The organism is Lentibacillus halophilus (assembly GCF_055395055.1).
In genome coordinates this window covers 2,276,661-2,300,521 of sequence record NZ_AP043750.1, presented here as the reverse complement: position 1 = coordinate 2,300,521, position 23,861 = coordinate 2,276,661, and the positions used below count along the sequence as shown (strand labels likewise).

Sequence of the window (23,861 nt, the reverse complement as noted above, 5' to 3'; positions counted from 1 at the left end):
GGCTTATCAAATATGCGAATAAACAAAAAACAAAGCCAAGCTTATGCCTGGCTTTGTTTTTTCTAATTAATGCTGTTTTACACCAAAATACTGGTAATAATTTGTCTCGATAAACCCGTTAAACAATTTTCGTTTTTTGGTTGCTTGTTGTCCATACTCTTTCTCAAAATCGTCAAATGCTGTCATTAAGTAGACGCTCCAAGACGGATAATGGTTCATAGTACGTCCAAGTTGCCGGTATATATCCGCTATTTCATCCCGGTTCCCAACGCGTTCACCGTATGGTGGATTCCCTATTAAATAACCATTTTTATTTTGGATGGAAAGGTCCTGAACGCGCATTTGTTTCCACGTAATTAAATCGCTGAGCCCAGCTTCCATGGCATTGTCATGTGCTGATCGCACCATATTCTCATCAATATCCGATCCAGTGATGGCAAGTGGTCGGTCATAATCTGCCTTATCTTCCACTTCTTCAAAGGCTTCTTTCCAATATTTATTTTTAATCGATCCCCATTCTTCAGAGGCAAACGAACGATTAAACCCGGGAGCAATGTTTTGCCCAATAAGTGCGGCTTCTATCGGAATGGTTCCAGAGCCACAAAATGGATCAATCAACGTGTAGTCCGGTTTCCAGTTGGTCAGGAGAATAAGCGCTGCGGCCATTGTCTCTTTCAGTGGAGCTTCCCCTTGGTTAACGCGATAACCGCGCTTATGCAATCCGGAACCGGAAGTATCAATGGTGAGTGTAGCTTCATCTTTGTGCAGGGCAACCTCCACTTTAAAAAGAGCTCCTGTTTCCGCCAAATGACCGGCGACACCGTATTTCCATTTCAGACGTTCGGCGATGGACTTTTTCACAATGGCCTGACAATCCGGAACACTATGCAACCCTGATTTAATGGATTTACCAGTGACCGGGAATGATCCATCCTCCGAAATAATACTCTCCCATGGCAACGCTTTTGTTTTCTCGAATAATTCATCAAATGTTACAGCATGAAAACGGCCCACTTGCCATTTAACACGGTCAGCACTTCTCAACCATAAATTGCAACGGGGAACAGCATTAACCGGTGCTTCAAACGTCACTTTCCCATTTTCCACTTGCACGTCGTAACCAAGTTGTTTCACTTCACTGGCCACTACTGATTCCAGTCCCATAGCAGCTGTGGCAATTAATGTTATTTGCTGAACCATATGGCGGTCGTTCCTTTCATATCCATTGTACAAGCAGTCATAGTTTACCACATTATGTATTCTTAAACAAAAATGAAATTAAAAACCCCCTTTCCGATTTTATAACAAACGAAAAGGGGGTTGTTCAGTTATTATTTAGTGGACCATTGAATACTCAGTAAGCCATGTTCTGTTCCGTTGTACTTCAACGGTGGTCAGCCTCGTACAACGGTCGTAATCATCTATCTGCAAGTACACTTAACATACTTACCCCTTTTTCGGTTCATTTCCCTGATCAAGGGTGCCCCTACCTAATTTTGGGTTGCTCACTCGTGGGGTTTACCGCGTTCCACCCGGATCGTTTCCAATCCGGCTCCGTCACTGTGGCACTTTCAAGTGTACTCATCCATATCATCAGAATCAGGATTTTTCACTGCCGTTAGCCGCATGGCTACCTTGACTTATGATTTCGTCAAGCACGAACACTACAGGCATCGCAGCCTGTGTGAGCATGGACTTTCCTCTGCATAAAAAACTTATACAGCGATTACGTGAGTATCAATTTCATTCTAAGTATAGAATAACATATTATTTATGTTATTGCATTGGTAAAACAAGCCAGTCTGTCATTATGTATCAGCATACTTGTTTCCGAATACGGCTTTTTCCAAGTTGGACACTCGTTTCAAAATATCATAATTAACTTGGCGATTAGGTCCTGCTGCACGGTTTTTTGTCTGTTCAGACTGTTTTTGAATCCGTTCATTTTCCTGACGGAGTTTATCAATTTCTTGTTGAAACGCTTCGTAATCCTGTATGATTGTATCCAGAAATGCATCAACTTCTTCCTGATTGTAGCCACGCATGGTTGTTTTAAATTCTTTATCCAATATGTCTTTACCTGTCAGTTGGTTTGAATTCATTTCGCAGTCACCTCTACATAACAGTTGGTTTTTTAATTAAAACTTGAGAAATATTCGTTATTTTATTTTATTGGCATCATCTATCAATTATGTTGTTTTTCTGGCTTTTTCAGCTCATTGTCAGTATAACATGGAAAACGATCTTTGTCTTATTGAAATCGTGGCAGCATAAAAAAGAAGCTGAGACATCAGCTTCTTTTTTGACTTGTATTGATATCGTCTGAGTGAAAAGAAAACGGCAGCAAATCATTCATTGTTACTATTTTTATTTCATTCGCTGTGTTTGTCAAATAAATGGTCGTGTCGCTACCAAAAAACTCACTCATTACTTGACGACAAGAACCGCACGGTGGAACAGGACGTTCCGTACCAGCCGATACAGCCATCTCACGAAACGATTGTTCTCCATCGGCAACGGCTTTGAAAATCGCTACTCGTTCCGCGCAGCAGCTTACCGGATACGCGGCATTTTCAATATTGCATCCTGTATAAATGTTGCCGGATGCGGTTTTTATCGCTGCACCGACGGGGAATTGCGAATATGGAACATAGGCTGTTGCACGCATGTTTTTAGCTTTGGCAATCAGATTCTCACGCTCCATATCGGAATCCTCCTTTTAAAAGCCAATGATAAAGGGATGATGTCTCTGTATAACCTTTCATTGTTTCCTCAAATCGTCCAACATTTTATCAAGAATAAAACGCGTTGAGTGTACCATTTCCATATATGGCTTCCGTTTTATGTCTACATAAAGACTGTGCAACATCAACGTTTCCATGTTTTCTTTGGTGGATGTTATCTGCTGTGGATGAAGATTGAGTTGACGTGCTTTTACCATATGCAAAGCTTGATCTTCCCATTCGCTCAGAAGATCGTAAATAGGAGCGGTATACGTTTTGACCTTTTGAAAAAACGCTTTATCGTTTTTGCTTTCGGGCGGATTATTTGCTCTATATATGGTTTGCATATTTTCAAGATGGGTTATTAATTGCTCCGTTTGTTCCAATAGTTCCATATGTTAAGCCTGCCTTTTCATCAATACTTTCTCCGTATGATCACTATATCACGTTTGTATGATGAACACATCTGTCAGACTCTGATTTTGTTTTGATCTGTCGATGACGAAGCTGGCATTGGATACGATGGGTTATATTGGACATGTTTATACTTTTTGGCAAGATCTTCAACCTGGTATGTCGACCGGCTTATGTCATCCCTGTTGGAGCGGTACTGTTTCTTAACACTGTTCTCGGCAGTTATGGCCATTTTTTGCTCCATCAAACGCAACTGATTAGCGACATAATCTATCGCATGTTCAAATTCATGTTTATTAGTTCTCTCCACCGACTTCGTGATTAATCGCAAGTTTGTCATCCGATTCACCTTCCCATTCATGAGTTATATCACTATTTCGGCAAAAACATGAACGTCCCTGCCCGCTCGACAGAACTAGAAGAATAATGGCAAAAATAGTGTAGATTCCCTCCTGCTCAGACAAACTAATAAAGAAAGGAGGGTATCAGATTGGAACACGAACGTAGACCATCCCAGCAAAAAACAAAGAAACATCATCAAAAAAGTGAAAATCGCGGCCGAAATAAAAAATTGGATGGGCCCAATCAGCCGTCCACGTAAGCCGAAATGCGAAACATCGGCATTCACACGATTTTTGGATGCCGATGTTTTGATCAGGATAATGATTTATTCTGTGTCGCCATGCCTCTGAAGTAACCATAAGCACCAAGCAATTTTCTTCGATTATAAAATGCATTTTTTATGCTGGAATCAGGCTCAACAATCCGATTTCGAAACCATTTTCGTTTCACCCCCCTGAAACGATACCAATCCTTTCGAATATTATCCTGATGAGCTATGACAGGATAAACAGTCCGTAAAAAAGGTGTTCCTTCCAACTGTTTCTCTAAAAACTGTTCATAATCCCGACGTGATCCTGTATGATCTATGGATAACGCAAAATCAAACAATAAATGATAAACGTGCGGATGAAACATAATTGAAGCAATCCGTTTTCCCAGTTCGATGCGTTTATGAATATTTGTAAAGTCGTGTACAAATGCACCGAATACGTTACCAGTCCTCGTCGGAAGCAGAACGGCATTAAGCCAAAGCTTGTCCTGCATCAAGTATGGCAAGCGCCTAAAAATACGATGCTGGAAATAATCTTGTTGAATAACTGGAGAATGGATAACGTTTTGTTCGTTAATAATCATAGCAATCATGAGACGGTTTTGGTCACCATATTTCCAGAAATGATCCCATTCCTTCTTCATAAAACGTGAAACAGCCATGTGTGGTAAAAGATGAAACATGGGCTGATTATATAGAACGGACAGTTCATAAAGAAGAAGCTGTGGATAGGCATCAGAAAAGATAAGCCAATTCGCCCGTTCATACGTCATAAAGAACCGACATCGTTGTTTTTCAGATAATATATTCCTAAGCGATGACAGATACAGATCCGTCATGTTCCAACCGGCATTACGAGAAACGATGCTGGCTAAAAATGCCCATTTTATTTTCGGATAACACATGTATATGTTTTGATAAGCTTTCGTCCGGGAAATATTATCTACGTTATGTTTATTTGTTTTCATTCGTATATAGTGGTGAAGATCCTTTTCTGAAAAATAAATCATGCAGAATTCCTCCTTTCAAAACAAATGGTCAAGGCCGGCTTTTTTTGATATGATACAGTAACATGCGGGGGGAATATACAATGCATTATCCGAATGGAAAAAAGAACGACCAGACACAAAAAACACTGGCAAATGTTAGCAAATCACATGCATTCAGCAATCGGGGCATGACGTTGGAAGAAGATATTAATGCGGCTAATGCTTTTTATCGTGATACAGGCAAAGCTAGCATTCATAAAAAACCTACACCTATACAGGTGGTAAATGTCCATTACCCGAAGCGGAGTGCTGCTGTCATTACGGAAGGTTATTTCAAACAGCCTTCCACAACAGATTACAATGGTATTTATCACGGAAGGCATATCGATTTTGAAGCGAAAGAAACGAAAAATAAAACGCGATTTCCACTGGCCAATATTCATGAACACCAAATTAGGCATATGAAATCCATTATCAATCATGGCGGCATCTGTTTTCTTATCATACGGTTCTCTGCACACGGTGAAACGTTCTATATGCCCGCCGAAACGTTATTTCGTTATTGGGACGACCAAATAAATGGCGGTAAGAAGTCCATCCGGTATGAAACCATTGCAAACGAGGGTCACATCGTACCATTTCATTACCAGGCAAGGGTTCACTACCTAGCCATCATCGATAAGCTTTATTTTTAGAATGGAGGAGAACGACGAATGGCAACAAATGGCCAGTCACGTACGGCAAGAAGACAACAAAAAAAAGCGTCCAAAAAGCCATTATGGAAAAAGATATTATTATGGACACTTATTGCGATTTTGGCAATTGGAATAAGTGTTGGAGGTCTTTTTACTTATTATATTGCCACCGCACCGAATATTGATGCATCCAAATTGGATACACCGTTTTCATCAAAATTTTACGATAAAGATGGCGAACAATTCGCTGACTTAGGAAAGAAGCAGCGAACAAAAGTTGAATATGATGAATTGCCCGATGTATTGATTGATGCAGTGATTGCAACCGAGGATGCGAGATTTTTTGACCATCCTGGAATCGACATATGGCGAATTGGCGGTGCTATTGTCGCCAATATTACAGACGGTTTTGGTTCCGAGGGTGCCAGTACGATCACTCAGCAAGTGGTGGAAAAATCATTCCTTCCACCGGATAAAAAAATCAGTCTTAAGGTTCAGGAAATGTGGCTCGCATTACAGTTGGAACAGAAGTATAATAAAGAACGCATTATGGAGATGTATCTGAATAAAATTTATTACGGCAAACGCGCCTATGGTGTCGTAAAAGCTGCTGAAGTTTATTTCGGAAAGACAGATTTAAGCGAATTGACTTTGCCTGAGGCTGCGATACTTGCTGGATTACCACAGCGGCCATCGGCGTATAACCCGTTTAAGAACCCGGAATTAATGAAAGACCGAATGAGTACCGTTCTGCAATTAATGGTGCAGCATGACAAAATTTCGGAAAAACAGGCCAAAGAAGCAAAACAAGTTGAGATCGCCTCGCTTCTTACGGAAGATGAACCGGATTCAACGCCATATCAAGCATTTCTGCAGCAAGTGGAAAAGGAAGTCAAAAAGAACGTCGATGGTGCCGATATTTACACGGACGGATTAAAAATTTACACAACCATTGACACAGACGCACAAAAATATGTGGAATTTTTGCTCTCTGACAAAGACGATAATCCGATCAACTATCCAGAACCTGTCGTGAATCCGAAAAGTGATGAAGGCAAAAAAGTGGATTTGCAAGCTGGTATGACAGTTTTGGATACCAAAACGGGTGCGGTTCGTGCTATCGGCGGTGCACATGGCGGACTGGAAAATCAAGGCTTTAATCACGCAACTCAAATAGACCGTCAGCCCGGTTCAACATTTAAACCCATTGTGGATTACGGTCCTGCCATTGAAAATATGCAATGGTCCACGTATCATCAGCTCAATGACGACGGACCGTATGATATAAAAGGATCCGACAAACAAGTTGAAACATGGGATAGCACCTACTACGGCTGGGTAACTGCGCGATATGCACTTCAGCGATCGTTAAACGTTCCCGCTATCAAAACGTTTGAAGAAGTTGGCCGTCAAAATGCGAAAGCCTTTGCTGAAAAATTGGGTATAACATTTGGTGACAAAAAAATTAAGTTGACAGATGCCATTGGCGGCGGAGATATTGGCACAAACCCACTGGAACTTGCCGGCGCTTACCGGGCTTTTGCCAACGGAGGTATTTACAATAAACCGTACACCGTAACGAAGGTTGAATTCCCGGGAAGTGGAAAAACCGTGAACTTGAAACCGGAACCTGAAGCTGTTATGGCTGATTCCACGGCTTACATGATTACGGATATGCTCAAAAATGTGGTTACTGAGGGAACCGGTACGTCAGCCAATATCTCTGGGCTTCAGGTGGCAGGAAAAACCGGAACAACGACACGTCCTGACGTTAATGGTTCGCCGGATTCCTGGTTTAGCGGGTACAGCACCAACTATACGATGTCAATTTGGACCGGTTATGATAATAACAATATACCAATAGATGATAAGTTTAAAAACGTATCACAAAGATTATTCAAACATACCATGATGGAACTATCCAAAAACATCGAAACACCTGACTTTACAAAACCTGATTCAGTCGTCGAACAAGCCGTTGAAAAAGGATCCAGACCGGCTAAATTGCCAAGTAATTATACACCAGAATCCCAGATTGTCACCGAACTGTTCGTAAAAGGAACAGCACCAACGGAAACATCCGAAAAATATGATCAACTCGAACCTGTGAACAATTTGGAAGCAACGTTTGACAACGAGGCGAATGCAATTCAAGTGACATGGGAGTACAATTCAAAACAGAGTGTCTCATTTGAAGTGAGCGCTCGTGTTGATGGCGATGAGAAACAAAAGTTATCATCAACCGAAGAAACATCCATGGAAATAACAAATGTGGAACCTGGTTCTGATTATGAAATCGAAGTCATCGCTTCAAGTCATGAATCGGCTATTGATGCCAGTGAACCAGTAACAACCACAGTAAGTATTCCAGAGGACATGGAAGATGACGAGGATGACGAGGAAGAGGAAGAAGATGAAGAGGAAAACAACAATGAACAAGGTAACATACCATCCGTTGATTCCTTACAAGCCAAACCGACTGCGTCTTCCATTGACGTCAGTTGGCAATACAATGGTCCCCCAGCTCAATACGAAGTAGTTGTTTCGCGATCGGGATCGGACATTCAGACAAAAACCGTACGTTCCAAGGGCATTGTTTTAGAAGGTGACGGTGTCCGCCCTGGCCAAACGTATACCATCACCGTCACCCCTGTTGGACAAGAGGGTGCAAACAAAGGTGTTAAAGGCTTAACAAAAAGTACTAAAACATCCGTACCTGATGAAGCCGATTCAGTCCAAGGAAATTCCAGCAATAACCATGATGGTGAAGCGTCCGACTGATCAAAAAAAGCAGCCTCCAAAAAGGAGGACTGCTTTTTTTAATCAATTTTTCACGGTTTCTCGTTTTCGCATCCGTTTTTGCCCTTCCCGACAAAGATCAAGCAATCGGCATTCCGCGCATTGCGGATTCCGTGCTTTGCAATGGTATCTGCCAAAAAAGATCATCCGGTGGTGCGTGTCTGCCCATACGTCTTTTGGAATCTTTTGCATCAGTGTCTCTTCCACCTGCAGAGTGGAATCTTTCCAACGGCATATACCTAGCCGTTTTGCCACACGTTCTACATGCGTATCAACAGCAATCGCTGGTTCGTTAAACGCCACTGCAGCAACGACATTGGCTGTTTTCCGTCCAACTCCGGCCAAATGCATCAACTCTGTTTTTGTTCGTGGTACTTCCCCACCATAATCATCAATTAGCATTTGACACAATTTCCGAATATTTTTCGACTTGTTACGGTAAAGTCCGATTGATTTAATGTCTTGTTCCAGTTCTTCCAAAGTTACCGCCAGATAGTCCTCGGGTGTTTTATATTTTTCAAACAGTCCCGGTGTCACTTTATTGACCAGGTTATCGGTGCACTGGGCCGATAATAAGACGGCAATGACAAGTTCGAATGGGTTCCGATGATTCAACTCGCACTGTGCATTCGGATACATGTCTTCCATAACATCTAGGCAGTGTAACACTTGCTTTTTGTTCAGCATGCCCCCTATTCCTCCTCAAGCCAATTATAATAAATCGATGTATCCCGTTTTTTATCTGTATCATCTTTTTTTGCTGTCTGCGCCTCATGAAAAGCCTTGCTGGCATCTCTGGCCTCTTCAACAGTGTGGATGCCTTTCTTTTTCCATTCGCGAAGAATCCGATCAATGTATTTGAAGTTGAGTTTGCCCATTAAAACCGATTCTCGCAATGCGGCTTTGATCAAAGCTGGCGCAAGTTCGTCCTCATCGAGCCATGCATTAATCATCTCAATTTCAAATGGCGATAATGGCCTGCCAAATTCCTGTTCAAACAAAACGAAAATGGTGCCATCATGTTCTGCAACGGGGGCCTGCTGTTGTTCAGCGAATAATGTCTCCCAGAGCGGGTTCAAGTTATAAGCCTCAGTTATTTGACCTTGATCATTTTTCAATTGTTCAATAGATAAAAAATGATTTTGAATTAGCTTCCGAAGTATATGGGCACAGTCTTTTTCATTAATTTTCATACGTTTGGCTATTTCTTCTGGCGTCGGGAATTCGTTATTGGCTTGCATAAATCGAATAAGCTGCAAAATGACCATTACCTCTGTTTCATTCAAACCGAGTGATACATAGTGTTCAAATAATCGGGCGGGTACTTGCACCTGATTCTGTAATATGTTTTGAAATGAAATGAATTTTGTCATATACGTGCACACCTCATTTCTTACTATCTATAACGCATCATTTTCCCGAGATGTTAAAACCCCTTGCATTCGCAAGGGATTTTACTGATTATTGTTGCGTTGACGATTGGTGATTCATGACAAAACGTTTGATGCGCTTACTTGCCTCTTTCAAGGCGTCAGTGGACACTGCGTAAGATAGGCGAACATTTTCATGTGCTCCAAATCCGGTTCCGGGAACAAGGGCTACCTTCTCCTCTTCCAGCAACGCTTTCACCCATTCATCTACTGTCTTAAACCCATTCATATTCATTGCTTCACGCACATTTGGAAACAAATAAAAAGCTCCTTTTGGTTTAACACAGGAGATGCCCGGAATATCGTTTAACAGGTCATACAATAATTCCAATCGTTCGGCAAAAATGCGTCGCATGTCCTTGCTGGAATCTTTATTGGAACGATAAGCGGCGAGCGCTGCATACTGAGCGATCGATGTCGGGTTTGATGTTGAATGAGATGCGAGATTGGTCATTGGCTTTATAATCTCCATCGGACCCGCGGCATATCCGATACGCCATCCTGTCATGGCGTGGGACTTGGAAACCCCATTGATAATAATCGTTTGGGCTTTCAATGATGGCGAAAGTTCTGCAATGGAAACATGACTGTCATCCGTATAAATCAGTTTTTCATAAATTTCGTCAGATACAATGAGAACACCATGCTTTAAACAGACCTCGCCTAGTTTTTGCAATTCTTCTCTGCTATAAACCATGCCGGTCGGGTTGTTCGGTGAATTAATAATTAATGCCTTTGTATTTGGTGTTATAGTGGCTTCAAGTTGTTCCGGTGTTATTTTAAAATTGGTCTGTTCTGTTGCATGAGCAATCACTGGGTTGCCTTGGGCTAATTTGATTTGTTCCGTGTAGCTTACCCAATATGGAGCAGGAACAATAACATCATCTCCTTCATTCAATAACACTTGAAAAAGCGTATACAAAGCATGTTTCGCTCCCGTAGTGACGATGAGTTCTTCCGGTGTATAAGAAAGACCATTATCCGTCTTAAATTTGTCCGCAATGGCTTGCTTCAACTCCGGGATCCCGCCGGATGGTGTATATTTGGTGTGGCCATTTTTCATGGCGTTCATCGCTGCATCCAGAATATAATCCGGTGTGTTGAAATCCGGCTCTCCGGCACCAAGGCCAATCACATCATGTCCTTGTTTTTTCAATTCATTCGCTTTGGCAGTAATGGCCAATGTTGATGAAGGTGAAAGTGTTTTCACTCTGTTTGCCAGTTCCATTCAATCAACTCCTAGTTAAACTTTTGTTTAAATCCAATCATTTCGATTAATTCACCATCATAAATGGAGACATACTCCATGATATAACGACCGTCTTCATTTTCATAAGTCATTTCCCATGCAGGAAGCTTGTTTTCGGTAATAAGAGCTGGTTTGACGGAGAAAAGGGTGCAATGATGGCAATCATTGCGCCATTTTTTCTGCACCGTTTTTTCCGGTACGATTTCAGAATGCTTAATCAGTTTCGTTTCCGCATTATTCTCAGTAAAAGGGTAAAACATAATGGCGTCCTGCTGATCGTTTGTTTCACCATAAATAACATAATAAGCTTTCCGTCCGTGAAATCGTTCTATTCGATTGACGTTGGTTATGTCAGTTTCATTCTCCACTTTTTGCTTTATTTGATCAAACTCAGCTGTCCGTTCTCCCTGTACAGCCGAGTATAGATAGATGCCGGCAATAAGTAAGACAACAGTCATTAAACATGTTATACCTGTCAGCCATTTCAGCCATGCCGGAACAGTCATTCGTAAAAGACGTTTGTTCATAACGACCACCATTCAGAAACATGATGCCTCATCTTTTTCCGCTCCCAGTCAGAAGCTTCATGTTTTATCACATTTTGCCGCTTATAGTATCGCCAATCAATCCAATACTAAGCATACGGCAATGGACCGTATAACTCATGAACTAAAAATTCCAGCCTCATTCCATTATTTTACTGATGCATCACTAAGGTGCATCAGTTTTTTCCATATTGAATAAATTGGAAAACGTCTGCTCAATCATGATTTCTAAACCATTCGTCTGCTTTTTCCATAATGGTTTGTGTGGAATCATATGTCACAGGTACGTCCGGTATGGACGCCGTAAAATAATGGCCGTAGCGTGCTTTTTTGATACGTGCATCACAAACAAAAACAATACCGCGATCCTCGGCTGAACGAATCAAACGGCCAAACCCCTGTTTAAACCGGATAACAGCATCCGGAAGAGCTAATTCCACAAAAGGGTTTCTCCCTTCCTGTTTTAAATGATTGGATTTGGCTTCATACACAGGATGGTTTGGTGGCTGGAATGGGAGCCTCGCAATCATAACACAGGACAGATCATCTCCGGGGATATCAACTCCTTCCCAAAAGGAGCTTGTGCCCAGCAAAATAGATTTTTCAAAGGTTTGAAAATTTTTCTTCAGTCGGGATCTGCTCCCACTAGAAATACCTTGGGCAATCAGCATATATTCATGCACATCTAACAATTCTTTTAGCAAATAATAAGACTTCTTAAGCATATCATAAGATGTAAACAACACAAGCATTCGTCCGCCTGTTATATGTGCCATGGAAATAACAGCTTCACTTACAGCTTCAACAAAATCATCTGGGTTCCCGTGTTTAATATCAGGGAAATCATTCGGTATCATAAGCTGAACCTGAGATGGATACGAAAACGGTGATTTAATATTAGCTGTCAGCACATTTTCTGTCGACAAACCAAGTCTCTGTTGCATAAAATTGAAGGAATCTTTCATCGTTAATGTGGCACTAGTCAAAATGATGCTTTCCTTTTTCTGGAAAAAGTCATTGTTCAACAACGGTGCCATCGACACGGGTTCACTGTAAAGATATACAGCATTTTTCGCACCGTACGCCTCAATTTCAATCCATTTCACTTCCTGACCGGTTTCAGCGGTTAAAAACAAGTGTTCCATCTTATCAATGACCATCTGGATATCATCCATATGCTTGTTTAATTCATCATCTTCCCCGGAATCGAATGTTTTCAGCTGTGTGAGCGGTGAAAGTGCATGAATTAAATCGCGCAAATAATAGGTAAGCCTTGTTGCCATTTCGGTAATAGCGGTCCATTTATCTGATCGTTCGTTTTCACTTTCAAATCGATATTGAACCCGGCCAATGTCGCTTAACGATTTATCCTTTTGTCTTCGATCCAATACATACTGAAATAGCATACGGAATACGTCATCTGTTTCATGCTTGGCCTTGATAAACATATCATCCCAGTATTCAGCTGCGAACATATCCCATAATTCCGGCCTGCCCTTAAGCAATTGTCCGAGCCACGAATGATCGGATGTCTCCCCCACTTGGTTCAATATATTTTGCACAGATACATAATCCAGTGCAGCACCATAATGTTTGGCCGCCGTTTCTTCCAAATGATGGGCCTCATCAATGATCGCTTTGTTGTATGCAGGAAGCAACTGATATTTATTAACGATATCAGTGCATAAGAACGCGTGATTAGTAATTAAAATATCGGCCTGCTGTGCTTTTTGGTGGGCCCGCTGATAATAAGATCTGGTGAATTCCTGTGATGAACGATGCGTTGTCTCTTCCATGGCGCTGGACACTTTTTTAAAAAACAAATAACCATTGGACGGGAGCTGAATTTCATCAATATCACCTGTATCCGTCTCGGTCAGCCAGATGAGGATCATTGCTTTGGTCAGAATGATATCATAGTTATCCCCCTGGTCCATCACTAAGGACTGTGCAAATTTTTCAAGGCTGATATAATGTTGTTTTCCTTTCAGCAGCGCAATACGAAATGGAAAAGGCACGAGATGCCTGATTAATGGAATTTCATCATCCAGAAGTTGGGATTGCAACTGTGTCGTGTATGTACTAATAACTAGCCGCTTCCGTTGGCTGATGGCTTCGTATATGGCAGGGAGCATGTATGCAAGTGTTTTGCCTGTCCCTGTTTGCGCTTCGATCAGTGCATGATGGTGCGACTGAAATGCATCATAAACGGTTTCGGACATGTCACGCTGACCGCTTCGTTTCTCATAATGGGGCATATGCTGCTGCATTGATCCGCCTGTCTCATAAATCCCGTCCAGAAAGAATCCGAAAGACATATCCGGATGCATTGCTTCCTGTTTGACATTCGTTTGTTTTTTAATGGCCAATCCTCTATTTATTTCTATGGCTTTATCTTCGTGAATGGAGAACATCCGTTTTTGTTTTTGCCAGTCCAACAACTGATATAAATCGGAATGTAACCCTTTTTCCAGTTCAAATAGATGAGCAATCGTTTCATACGGTAATGATTGCAGTTTATTTTTTAAAGCAAGGAACAGCTCAGCCGTTACATAGGCATCCATCAAAGCACGATGAGGATCATCATGTCCAATGTCCAAATAAGCGGCCAATTGTGCCAGTTTATAGCTTGGTGCCTCCGGATAAAGGATGCGTGACAGTTCTACTGTATCAATGATCGGATTTTGGAGACAGGAGAATCCATGGTTTGCCAGTTCCTCATTTAGAAAGCCCGAGTCAAAAGTCACATTATGTGCCACCAGCCAACTACTGCTTAAAAGGGCCGTTATGTCGGACGCTTTATTTTGAAAAAATGGGGCATGTTCCACATCCCGATCTGTAATCCCTGTTAGATTCGTAATAAAAGGTGGGATAGACATATCTGGATTCAAAAATGTAGAAAATTCGTCTGAAATAACATCCCCCTCAATAACAACGATGCCAACTTCAATAATTTTATCACCATTTGCCGGTGAATGGCCTGTCGTTTCCAAGTCCATTACCACGTATCTATTATCCATAACGCCACCTTACTCTCTTTCATACATGTTGCCGCTAATTTAGAATGATTTATGCGTCATCGGGGAACCATTCCATTTCACCCGAATATATCTTTTTTGGTTCATTATCATCCATCTGTGCCAGTAGCGCACCATCATCCGCAATTCCGGAAAATACTGCAGTCCATACATTCCGTGCTGTTCGGATGCGGATGGTTTCCCCTAACCTATACCCGTAAGATTCCCATTTGGCCCTGATCGGTTGAAACCCAGATTGCATAAACGTATCATACAATTGTTCCAAGCGCAGTAACATATGTTGAATTAAGCCTTTGACTTGGTAATGGTCCCCTGTTTCCCGCTTAATTGATGTTGCTTTTTCATTCAGTTCCGCTGGGAAGTCACCCTGTGTGTGATTCACATTGACACCTATCCCGATAACGACATATTGTACTCTGTCCTCTTCCGCCTGCATTTCAGTCAATATGCCCGCTGCCTTTTTATGATTAATGAGAATATCATTCGGCCATTTAATGCTTGGTTCTGCATCCGTGTATGACGCCAGAACATCGGCAATAGCAGCAGCTGTCATCAAGGTTAGCTGAGGAGCATGGACAGGGGGGATTCCCGGCCGCAGTATGACACTCATCCAAATGCCCTGATGGCTTGCGGAATGCCATTGTCTGTCCATTCTTCCTTTTCCCCATGTCTGTTCATCAGCTATGACTACTGTTCCATTCGGCGCTCCATGGAGTGCTTCTTGATGAGCAGCGGATTGTGTGGAATCCATGACTTTTTTATGCGTCATATTTTTTCCGAGCCATTGTGTTTTCAAACCCCAAAAAATGGTGTTTTCACTGACTTTATCCGGTGATCTGACAATCCGGTACCCTTTTCGACGAACCCCTTCAATGACATAGCCATCCTTTTCTAATTCCTTCATATGTTTCCAAATGGCACTGCGGGAAATATGCAATTCCTCGGATAGCTTTTGACCGGAAATATAATGATGTTCATTCATATTTAACAATTCAATCAATCGATAACGTGTTGATGCCATTTTATCCAGTCCCTTATTCCATATTTATCATTGTGCAAATGACCGGTAACGACATGTTTTTCAATTTTGTTCAACAGATCGCCTATCCAGGAACCTGGTTCTTTATTTGGAAAAAGCGCTCGAATATCTGTGCCATCTATTGCCAGATTACGTTTGGAGTCAATTGGCAATTCGTGTTCGATAGCCGTAATATCCTGCTGACAATAAATTGAGTCGAAAAACATCCTTATCAATACTGTGAAATCTTTATAACAACCAGCAGGCAAACAATAGACAAGCCACCGACTCAGCCCGTCAGTCTCAAAACGACTCATCGCTTCATGCAGTTCACTCGCTTGGTGTTTCACTTTATTGGAACATTTCCATCTCTTAACCCATTCGTGAATGGAGACATCGGGCTCCAGTCTGTAAAACATCGTAATAACGGCACCAAACGTTTGTAATGGCATAACCGGTTCCGGTAGTTTATCTATTAGATTGGGGTAAGCGCCAATAATGGGCATATGGTTGTGAATGGCGGTTACACGTAAATCGTCCATTCCCATTTGTACACAAGCACCAGAAAAAAATTTTCCCATTTCTTCAGCAATCCGTTCCACAGCGACTGTTTCAATGTCTTGTTTAACGGCTATCATGGCATCCCGTGTTTCCGGAGCAATCGAAAATCCGAGTTGACCGGAGAAGCGAATGGCACGAATAATGCGCAAAGGATCTTCCCGGAATCGGTCCACTCCATTGCCAACGGTGCGTATCAACCCTTTCCGAATATCTTCACGCCCGTTAAATAAATCAACAATATGGCCGTCTATATCCATAGCAAGTGCGTTTATGGTGAAATCTCGCCGTTTTAGATCTGCATCAATTGTTTGCATAAACCGAACGGTGTCGGGATGGCGCTGATCCGAATAATCACCGTCCGTACGGAATGTGGTCACCTCATAGGACTGATGGGCATAACGAACGATAACTGTGCCATGTTCTAATCCGACCGGGATCACTTTATCAAAAATCTGTCGAACGTTTTCCGGAGAAGCAGAAGTCGCAATGTCAATATCGCCTATATCCTGACCATTCAATAAATCACGGACACATCCACCCACAAAATACGCTTTATACCCATTGTTTTGTAAGATCATTAGTATATCCATTGCTTGGGTCAATCGTTCAGGAAATATCACCGTATCACCCATTTTTCTTTCTTAATCCATCAGTCTATCATATACATCAACATACTGCTGCACAATTGATTGTGAATAGAAGTTTTCCCTGGCATGTAGCAATGCATTTTGAGAAAAGCGTTCCAGTTCGCTTTCGTTTCGAAGCAAATAAACGGCATAATCAGCGGCGCTGTTTGTATCACCTAATTCAACAACAAATCCGGTTTCATTGTGTTTAATCACTTCAGGTATCCCGCCGACGTTGGTTCCGATGCAGGGTACTTGACACGACATCGCTTCCAGGAGAACCAGACCGAAACTTTCCTTTTCAGACATAAGCAATTTTAAATCGGAAATGGAAAATAAGTCACTGACATTTTTTTGTTTGCCTAAAAACAGAACACTTTCTGTTAAACCCAACTGACGGACTAACTGGTACATGGATGAATATTCCGGACCATCCCCAACTAAAAGCAACTTAGCACTCATTTTATCATGGATATCGCGGAATGTATAAATAACATCCTGAACACGTTTCACTTTTCGGAAATTAGATGTATGGATAATTACTTTTTCATTCGGTTGTATGCCATATTGCCGGCGTATTCCGGGCAACGTTTTTTTCTCATAGTTTTCCTCATTGACAAAATTATAAATAACGTCAATGTCTTTACTTACTCCGAGCATCTCTTTTGTTTGGTTGACAAGACTTTTAGAAACAGCTGTGACACCATCAGACTGTTCAATGCCATGCTGAATCATTTTCTGAAGCGCGTTGTCAATACCAAGAACTGTAATATCAGTTCCATGCAAGGTGGTTACAATTTTCACATCACGTTCAGCAATGTCTCTTGCTAAAATCGCACAAATAGCATGCGGCATAGCATAGTGAACATGCAAAATATCCAGTTTTTCCTGATCGATCACCTCAGCCATCTTATTGGCCAGGACAAGGTCAAACGGAGGGTATTGAAAAACAGGATAATGACTGACCTCCACCTCATGGTAAAAAATGTTGGGATGAATATGATTCAACCGAAATGGTAGACTCGTTGTGATAAAATGAATCTCATGACCGAGTTCAGCCATTTTCATCCCTAATTCTGTGGCAATCACACCCGATCCCCCCAGCGTCGGATAACACGTTATTCCTATTTTTTTCATGGGTCATTACCTTCTCGTTCAGTTATATTTGTTTCTTCAGACGAAACGATTTGACCGCGTTCTAACGCAGCAATCAAAATCTCACCCGCAGCACGATTCGTAGCCAGTGGGATTAAATGAACATCACAAAGACGCATTAATGCACTGACATCAGGCTCATGCGGCTGTGCTGTTAGCGGGTCCCTGAAAAAAATAACAGCATCCATTTCTTTGCTCGCAATTTTAGCTCCAATTTGCTGATCACCACCGTGCGGACCTGACTGAAAACAATGTACTGAAAGGCCGGTTTCTTCACCAATTCGTTTGCCTGTCGTTCCGGTGGCAAAAAGGCGGTGGTTCCATAGTACATCACGGTACGCCACAGTAAAATGAATGATGTCTTCTTTCTTTTTATCATGTGCAATCAATGCAATATTCATGGGCATCCCGCCTAATCAAGTATGTTTTCCAATCCATAAACCAGCCTGTCCAAATCTTCCACTTTTCGGATACAAAGTTTCACCCCTTCCATAAATGAGGCACGATTATAAGAATCATGCTTAATGGTGAGCCCTTGCCCGGGACTGCCGAACAGTACCTCCTGATGAGCGACAAGCCCTGGAAGACGGACGCTATGAATATGAATGCCGTCTGTTTCGGCACCCCGTGCACCGTCAAGTGTTTCTTTTTCATCGGGATGGCCCTGCTGCTTGTTTTCCCGATTTTCCTGCATCATAGCAGCTGTTTTAACAGCCGTTCCCGATGGTGCATCCAGCTTTTGATCATGATGTTTCTCGATAATTTCCACATCAGGCAAATACTTGGCGGCTGTTTTGGCAAATTGCATCATTAACACCGCTCCAACAGCAAAGTTTGGTGCGATGATACACCCCGTCCCATGTGTCATTGATAAATCCTGTAACGCAGCCAATTGGTCATCCGAAAAACCTGATGTGCCCACAACTGGGCGGATGCCGTACAATAAAGCCAGTTTTGTATGTTCAAAACCTGCGCCGGGAACCGTTAAATCAACAAACACATCAGCATCCATTTCTTGAAAACATGTTTCCGGATTTTCAAATATAGGAACATCCAGTGCTGGAAGTCCATTAGTATCTTGAATATCCTTTATGCTTTTCCCACCGTTTTTGCGATCAATACAGGCGATAAGATCGTAGGATGGTTCTTTATCAACCATCTGGACGGCCTCGGCTCCCATCTTCCCTCTTGGTCCTGCTATAATTATTTTTTTAGTCATTGATTACCCTCCTGCTGAACAGCATATCGTGCCTTTATGAATCCTTTTTCGTCCACCGGTCACTGTCCCTCGTTTCGAACTTTTGCATGGACCGATCGAATGCGTTTGACATATCTATATCAAGTGAATTGGCAAAACATGTAAGAACAAACAGAACATCGCCAAGTTCTTCTTCCATCGCTTTTGGATGCTCAGACGCTTTTTTCGGTTTTTCCCCATACAAGTGATTGACTTCCCGGGCAAGTTCTCCGGTTTCTTCACTCAGTCGTGCCATTAAACTGAGCGGTGAGAAATATCCCTCTTTGAATTGTCCTATGTACTGATGAACCCGATTCTGTATGTCATTGGTACGGTATAACGATTTCTCAGACGATGACATCTGTATCGCTCCTCATCTGTTTTTTTGGATATACAATCTTCTATTATGGTAGCTAAAAGGCGTCCATTTGACAAATCATACACTTGATCAGCATCGCGTTGTTCTTTTGCTTTAAATTGGCTATAATAGGAAAAGCGCACGTAAATCCTAATGGAAACGCAGCTGAACGGAGGTATGACCCATTGATTTTTGGTTTAAACGTTAAAAATATTGCTTTTATTTTATTGGGTTCAGCAATATTTGCATTTGGCATCGTTCATTTTAACATGCAAAATAGCCTTGGTGAGGGCGGCTTCACCGGTATTACACTCCTCTTTTATTTTCTCTGGGGATGGGATCCTGCTATTTCAAATATCGTCCTGAACGTGCCTATCTTTTTTATCGGTTGGAAGTATCTTGGACGCAACGCATTTTTGTATACAATTATTGGAACGTTGGCTGTATCATTATTTCTCTCTATTTTTCAAATTAATCCATTTGACATGGATTTGGAATCCGATATGACACTTGTCGCTTTGTTCGCAGGCGTATTTATCGGCATAGGCCTTGGTATCATATTCCGTTATGGCGGAACAACAGGCGGTGTAGATATTATCGCCCGAATTGTTCATAAGTACGCAGGCTGGACCATGGGACGGACAATGTTTCTTTTTGACTTTTGTGTTATTGCTACGTCGATTTTTACATTTCTTGATATGGTACAAGGGATGTATACGCTTGTGGCGGTCTATATTGGTGCAAGGGTCATTGATTTTATCCAAGAAGGTGCGTATGCAGCACGCGGGGCTACCATCATTTCCAGCAAAAGTGAGCAAATAGCGGAGAATATTCTTAAAGAAATGGATCGCGGTGTAACAGTGTTAAATGGCAAAGGAAGCTTCACAGGTAAAGACCGGGAAGTGCTGTATTGCATCGTCGGAAGAAATGAGATTGTCAAGCTGAAGAACATTATCACGGATATCGATTCCCATGCGTTTGTTGCGATAAGTTCCGTACACGATGTTGCAGGGGAAGGGTTCACGCTTGATGAAAACAAAAATCCGTTGAACGACTGAGAATGGTCGCTTATATTTAAAAAGTGCCGCAATCCTGAACAGAACACGGCACTTTGTTGCATATATAACCCATAACGTTTAGCAGGGGATTATTCACCACTTGCTGCGTAAAGTAAAATAAACCGAAGTAATTCAGCAACAGCTACAAGTGCAGCAGCTACATATGTCATCGCTGCAGCATTAAGCACTTTTTTCGTTTCCCGTTCTTCATTATTTCGTATGATGCCTGTGGAAACAAGTTGTGTCATGGCCCGATTGGACGCATCAAATTCAACTGGCAATGTGACCAATTGAAATAACACAGCAACCGAAAAGAACACAATGCCCAATAGAAAGAGTCCCTGACTGAAAATCATTCCAGCAATAATCAGGAAAATAGCCATATTCGACCCTGTTGACGCGATAGGAGCCAATGAAGATCGAAAACGCAGAAACGCGTAATCCCGTGCATCCTGAATAGCATGACCAACTTCGTGCGCTGCGATGGCCGAAGATGCCATTGACTGACCATGATAATTATCCTGTGAAAGGTTCACTGTTTTTTTCCTTGGGTCATAATGATCGGAAAGAAACCCCTTTGTTTCCTTTACCGTTACATCAAAAATACCATTATCATTAAGAATTTGACGGGCAACTTCTGCACCGGTCATATGGGATGATGTCGCTTTTTTGGAGTATTTTTTATACGTGCTTTTTACCTTGGATTGCGCCCATAAAGGTATAATCATCAATAGTGCAATGTATATTAAATAGCCACCCAGTCCACCAAGCATTGTCATTCCTCCATTGTAATGCGAATTCTATATGGTCAATTATAGTCAAACAATGAACGTAAGTCAACTATTTTCATCGTCATCTGTTTGCTTTTTTGCTTCTGCCTTATATTTTTTCCAGCCGACATAGGTTAATGTGATAGCAATGGACCCGCCAACGATTCCGACAATCCAGTAAAAGGGGATCATCTTAACATCGCCGGCTGCTTTCGATGCGGTATACGAATGCTCTGCAGAAACAAGTAATGGTGTACGTAACAGCAAACTGATGTATACGCCTGAAACAGCAATCAGTATGCACCTGACAACAAACATTCTATTCATGGTGTCACCTCACATAACATCTTCAACACTAATGTATGAGCGGATTCACCAATATATAACAGTTAAGCCAACACATTTTTTCGTTTAATGGTGAGCCAGTAAGCGACCCCAATTGACAAAATACTAAGCCAAAAAGTGACATAGCCAATTTCATTCATATACATTTGAATAGATTCATAAACAGGCATTTGTTCAAACACATAATCAATGACATCGTTGTGCAGTATCCAGATTGCGGCGACAACAATATGACGCCATTTAATGGCATAAAACGGTGCATAGAGCAATCCTTGAACAGCCATAGCTCCATGCGAAACCATAAGCATATAACCTGTCCATTCAAGTGAGCCGTCAATAATTAATGTCAACCCATTCATGAGAACAGCCCAAATGCCATATTTGAATAGCGTTATCATTGCAAGGGCTTCGATATAGGGGATATTCCGGTTAAACAGAAAAAATAGCAAAAATATGGTAAAAAATAGGCTGGCTGCCGGACTATCCGGAACAAACGGAACAAAGATGTCCGGTGTTTCATATACTTGATAACGATACCAGTAAAAGCCATAAATAGTGCCTAATAAATTTATCCAAAACAGAGTAAACAAAAAACGTTTATCGACGAGGATGTAACGTGTAATGTACCGTATCATGTTTCAAATCCCTTCTTTATGATAAGCATAATAAGAAACAGCATTGCTAACGTTCTCATGAATGATCAGATCAACCTTAAAAAACACCTTCACCAATCAGTTTGGCAAAGGTGTTTCCCATCATAATACGTCCGTTCATTCTATTCTTTTCCGACAGATACAATGAAATCTGCCAATTTTTTCAGTTCTTCATCCGACCCTGTGAATTGCCCGGGCGGCATATCACCTATACCATCTCGTGCAATCTTAGCAACTTCGTCAGCGGATTGGTCGACACCGACAAGCGAGGGTCCCATACCTCCCTGAAGTTCTTTACCGTGACAACTCATGCAATTGTTTTTATAGAGGCCATAACCTTCGGAATCTTTATCAATTTTAGCTTGTTCGGATGGAGGGATCGGCTTGTTAGCTTCGGCACGTTGTTCCCAATCAACATCCGCCGCTGATTTATATGTTAGCCACATGGCGGAGGTGAGTGCCAAAAGCATCATACCGACTGCAATCGGTCGCTGATGCGGCCTTCTTCCCGGCCCTTTATCAAGAAATGGAGCCAGGAGCAGTCCACCAAATGCCAATCCGGGTATAACCAGAATACCGATTAAAACATAAGGTCCACTGGCAAAATCAAACTTAAGCAATTCATACAGAAACAGAAAATACCAGTCCGGTAATGGAATGTATCCGGCAGCAGTTGGGTCCGCCAAACCTTCCAACGAAGGAGGATTGGCAAGTGTCATACACAAGAAACCGACCAAAAATACAGAACCTGCCAGCCATTCTTTTAACAAAAAGTTGGGCCAGAACGCTTCCGTTCTTCCAGGGTACTCTGAATAGTCTTTTGGTATATTTGATTTGCGTTCAGAGGATATACGTGAATCCCCGACAAACTTCATTCCTTTACCCTTATGCACAGCTTAACCTCCTTTATTTATAATGGTCCGGATATTCCTTGTCTGCGGATCAATATGAAGTGTGCGCCCAACAGGACGAACATTGCTGCAGGCAGGAAGAAAACATGAATGGCGAAGAATCGGGCAAGCGTCTGTGCGCCAACAATTTCTTCATCTCCAGCCAACAGTGACCTGATTTCTTGACCAACAATAGGAACATCTTCTGCAATGTTCAAACCGACTTCAGTTGCGAAATAGGCTTTGTTATCCCAAGGCAGCAGATAACCCGTAAAACCAAGACCGAGGATGATGAAGAACAAAAGTACTCCTACAATCCAATTCAATTCACGCGGCTTTTTGTAGGCTCCCTGGAAAAATACACGCAATGTATGTAACAAGAGCATCACGATAACAACACTGGCTCCCCAATGATGCATGCCCCGAACGATTTGTCCATGTGCAACTTCTGTCTGTAAATAATAAACAGAACGCCATGCGTTTTCAATATCCGGTACATAATACATGGTCAAAAACATACCTGATATAATTTGGATGACTACCACGAAAAATGTCAATCCTCCAAAGCAATAAACAAAGGCAGAAAAGTGGTGGGCCGGATTAACATGTTCCGGAACTTCGTGGTCCGCAATATCACGCCATATGGGCGTAACGTCAACACGCTCGTCTATCCAGTCATAGATCTTTTGCAGCAT

General features: G+C 41.9%; 25 protein-coding genes and 1 other RNA gene. 3 read left to right on the top strand and 23 right to left on the bottom strand.

Annotated features, from left to right (window positions below; translation table 11 throughout):
* Nucleotides 1-66: 66 nt before the first annotated feature.
* From ACZ5Q7_RS11380 to ACZ5Q7_RS11350, 7 genes are all read right to left on the bottom strand, one after another.
* Nucleotides 67-1,200 (bottom strand): THUMP domain-containing class I SAM-dependent RNA methyltransferase, encoded by a 1,134-nt coding sequence (locus ACZ5Q7_RS11380; RefSeq protein WP_343753151.1) that lies wholly within the window; start codon nucleotides 1,198-1,200, stop codon nucleotides 67-69.
* Between the two features lie 153 nt (nucleotides 1,201-1,353).
* Nucleotides 1,354-1,738: RNase P RNA component class B (gene rnpB / locus ACZ5Q7_RS11375), an RNA gene on the bottom strand.
* A 70-nt stretch (nucleotides 1,739-1,808) separates the two neighbouring features.
* A complete protein-coding gene (gene gpsB, locus ACZ5Q7_RS11370) occupies nucleotides 1,809-2,102 on the bottom strand; it encodes a cell division regulator GpsB (RefSeq protein WP_343753149.1) in 294 nt (97 codons plus the stop codon).
* Between the two features lie 188 nt (nucleotides 2,103-2,290).
* Nucleotides 2,291-2,704: a cytidine deaminase gene (gene cdd, locus ACZ5Q7_RS11365; protein ID WP_343753147.1), complete on the bottom strand. Its 414-nt coding sequence runs from the start codon at nucleotides 2,702-2,704 to the stop codon at nucleotides 2,291-2,293.
* A gap of 57 nt (nucleotides 2,705-2,761) precedes the next feature.
* Nucleotides 2,762-3,118 carry a DUF1798 family protein gene (locus ACZ5Q7_RS11360; RefSeq protein WP_343753145.1) on the bottom strand — a complete coding sequence of 119 codons (357 nt, stop codon included), beginning with the start codon at nucleotides 3,116-3,118 and terminating at the stop codon, nucleotides 2,762-2,764.
* 74 nt (nucleotides 3,119-3,192) lie between these two features.
* The gene (locus ACZ5Q7_RS11355) at nucleotides 3,193-3,477 is read right to left on the bottom strand and encodes a hypothetical protein (protein WP_343753143.1); all 285 of its coding nucleotides are present in this window, start codon (nucleotides 3,475-3,477) and stop codon (nucleotides 3,193-3,195) included.
* Nucleotides 3,478-3,791: 314 nt separating this feature from the next.
* Nucleotides 3,792-4,760 (bottom strand): DUF2515 family protein, encoded by a 969-nt coding sequence (locus ACZ5Q7_RS11350; protein WP_343753141.1) that lies wholly within the window; start codon nucleotides 4,758-4,760, stop codon nucleotides 3,792-3,794.
* An 80-nt stretch (nucleotides 4,761-4,840) separates the two neighbouring features.
* On the opposite strand from ACZ5Q7_RS11350, the gene recU reads away from it, so the two are divergent.
* Together recU and ACZ5Q7_RS11340 are read left to right on the top strand one after the other, a co-directional pair.
* On the top strand, nucleotides 4,841-5,434 hold the full coding sequence (gene recU, locus ACZ5Q7_RS11345) for a Holliday junction resolvase RecU (protein ID WP_343753139.1): 594 nt from the start codon (nucleotides 4,841-4,843) through the stop codon (nucleotides 5,432-5,434).
* Between the two features lie 18 nt (nucleotides 5,435-5,452).
* Nucleotides 5,453-8,215, top strand: a complete 2,763-nt coding sequence (locus ACZ5Q7_RS11340; RefSeq protein ID WP_343753138.1) for a PBP1A family penicillin-binding protein — start codon at nucleotides 5,453-5,455, stop codon at nucleotides 8,213-8,215.
* 42 nt (nucleotides 8,216-8,257) lie between these two features.
* Here the strand turns inward: ACZ5Q7_RS11340 and nth are convergent, their stop codons facing one another.
* The 11 genes from nth to ACZ5Q7_RS11285 form a co-directional block, all read right to left on the bottom strand.
* Nucleotides 8,258-8,920, bottom strand: coding sequence for an endonuclease III (nth, locus tag ACZ5Q7_RS11335; RefSeq protein WP_343753136.1), 663 nt, complete (start codon nucleotides 8,918-8,920; stop codon nucleotides 8,258-8,260).
* Between the two features lie 5 nt (nucleotides 8,921-8,925).
* Nucleotides 8,926-9,606, bottom strand: coding sequence for a DnaD domain-containing protein (locus ACZ5Q7_RS11330; RefSeq protein ID WP_343753134.1), 681 nt, complete (start codon nucleotides 9,604-9,606; stop codon nucleotides 8,926-8,928).
* Between the two features lie 88 nt (nucleotides 9,607-9,694).
* Nucleotides 9,695-10,891: a pyridoxal phosphate-dependent aminotransferase gene (locus ACZ5Q7_RS11325; RefSeq protein ID WP_343753132.1), complete on the bottom strand. Its 1,197-nt coding sequence runs from the start codon at nucleotides 10,889-10,891 to the stop codon at nucleotides 9,695-9,697.
* Nucleotides 10,892-10,902: 11 nt separating this feature from the next.
* Nucleotides 10,903-11,439 (bottom strand): cell wall elongation regulator TseB-like domain-containing protein, encoded by a 537-nt coding sequence (locus ACZ5Q7_RS11320; protein ID WP_343753130.1) that lies wholly within the window; start codon nucleotides 11,437-11,439, stop codon nucleotides 10,903-10,905.
* A 233-nt stretch (nucleotides 11,440-11,672) separates the two neighbouring features.
* A complete protein-coding gene (dinG, locus tag ACZ5Q7_RS11315; RefSeq protein ID WP_343753128.1) occupies nucleotides 11,673-14,477 on the bottom strand; it encodes an ATP-dependent DNA helicase DinG in 2,805 nt (934 codons plus the stop codon).
* 49 nt (nucleotides 14,478-14,526) lie between these two features.
* Nucleotides 14,527-15,516 (bottom strand): biotin--[acetyl-CoA-carboxylase] ligase, encoded by a 990-nt coding sequence (locus ACZ5Q7_RS11310; RefSeq protein ID WP_343753126.1) that lies wholly within the window; start codon nucleotides 15,514-15,516, stop codon nucleotides 14,527-14,529.
* Nucleotides 15,492-16,706, bottom strand: a complete 1,215-nt coding sequence (locus tag ACZ5Q7_RS11305) for a CCA tRNA nucleotidyltransferase (protein ID WP_343753124.1) — start codon at nucleotides 16,704-16,706, stop codon at nucleotides 15,492-15,494. The genes ACZ5Q7_RS11310 and ACZ5Q7_RS11305 overlap by 25 nt, the downstream gene beginning before the upstream one ends.
* 9 nt (nucleotides 16,707-16,715) lie before the next feature.
* Nucleotides 16,716-17,837, bottom strand: coding sequence for an N-acetyl-alpha-D-glucosaminyl L-malate synthase BshA (gene bshA, locus ACZ5Q7_RS11300; RefSeq protein WP_343753122.1), 1,122 nt, complete (start codon nucleotides 17,835-17,837; stop codon nucleotides 16,716-16,718).
* Nucleotides 17,834-18,256 carry a methylglyoxal synthase gene (locus tag ACZ5Q7_RS11295; protein ID WP_343753120.1) on the bottom strand — a complete coding sequence of 141 codons (423 nt, stop codon included), beginning with the start codon at nucleotides 18,254-18,256 and terminating at the stop codon, nucleotides 17,834-17,836. Before ACZ5Q7_RS11295 ends, bshA begins: the two co-directional genes overlap by 4 nt.
* 11 nt (nucleotides 18,257-18,267) lie before the next feature.
* Nucleotides 18,268-19,074, bottom strand: a complete 807-nt coding sequence (gene dapB / locus ACZ5Q7_RS11290) for a 4-hydroxy-tetrahydrodipicolinate reductase (RefSeq protein WP_343753118.1) — start codon at nucleotides 19,072-19,074, stop codon at nucleotides 18,268-18,270.
* Nucleotides 19,075-19,108: 34 nt separating this feature from the next.
* Nucleotides 19,109-19,453, bottom strand: coding sequence for a nucleotide pyrophosphohydrolase (locus ACZ5Q7_RS11285; protein WP_343753116.1), 345 nt, complete (start codon nucleotides 19,451-19,453; stop codon nucleotides 19,109-19,111).
* A gap of 182 nt (nucleotides 19,454-19,635) precedes the next feature.
* Here ACZ5Q7_RS11285 and ACZ5Q7_RS11280 point away from each other — a divergent pair, with 182 nt between their 5' ends.
* Entirely contained in the window at nucleotides 19,636-20,508 is an 873-nt protein-coding gene (locus ACZ5Q7_RS11280; RefSeq protein ID WP_343753114.1) for a YitT family protein, read from the top strand.
* A gap of 89 nt (nucleotides 20,509-20,597) precedes the next feature.
* Here the strand turns inward: ACZ5Q7_RS11280 and ACZ5Q7_RS11275 are convergent, their stop codons facing one another.
* The 5 genes from ACZ5Q7_RS11275 to qcrB all read right to left on the bottom strand — a co-directional run bounded on the left by ACZ5Q7_RS11275 (nucleotide 20,598) and on the right by qcrB (nucleotide 23,861).
* On the bottom strand, nucleotides 20,598-21,281 hold the full coding sequence (locus ACZ5Q7_RS11275; RefSeq protein WP_343753112.1) for a zinc metallopeptidase: 684 nt from the start codon (nucleotides 21,279-21,281) through the stop codon (nucleotides 20,598-20,600).
* 63 nt (nucleotides 21,282-21,344) lie between these two features.
* Nucleotides 21,345-21,605 (bottom strand): sporulation protein YpjB, encoded by a 261-nt coding sequence (locus ACZ5Q7_RS11270; RefSeq protein ID WP_343753110.1) that lies wholly within the window; start codon nucleotides 21,603-21,605, stop codon nucleotides 21,345-21,347.
* A 62-nt stretch (nucleotides 21,606-21,667) separates the two neighbouring features.
* Nucleotides 21,668-22,258: a lipoprotein heptaprenylglyceryl N-acetyltransferase LhaT gene (gene lhaT, locus ACZ5Q7_RS11265; protein WP_343753108.1), complete on the bottom strand. Its 591-nt coding sequence runs from the start codon at nucleotides 22,256-22,258 to the stop codon at nucleotides 21,668-21,670.
* Nucleotides 22,259-22,398: 140 nt separating this feature from the next.
* Nucleotides 22,399-23,169, bottom strand: a complete 771-nt coding sequence (locus ACZ5Q7_RS11260; protein WP_343753106.1) for a menaquinol-cytochrome c reductase cytochrome b/c subunit — start codon at nucleotides 23,167-23,169, stop codon at nucleotides 22,399-22,401.
* A 17-nt stretch (nucleotides 23,170-23,186) separates the two neighbouring features.
* Nucleotides 23,187-23,861: a menaquinol-cytochrome c reductase cytochrome b subunit gene (qcrB, locus tag ACZ5Q7_RS11255; RefSeq protein ID WP_343753104.1), complete on the bottom strand. Its 675-nt coding sequence runs from the start codon at nucleotides 23,859-23,861 to the stop codon at nucleotides 23,187-23,189.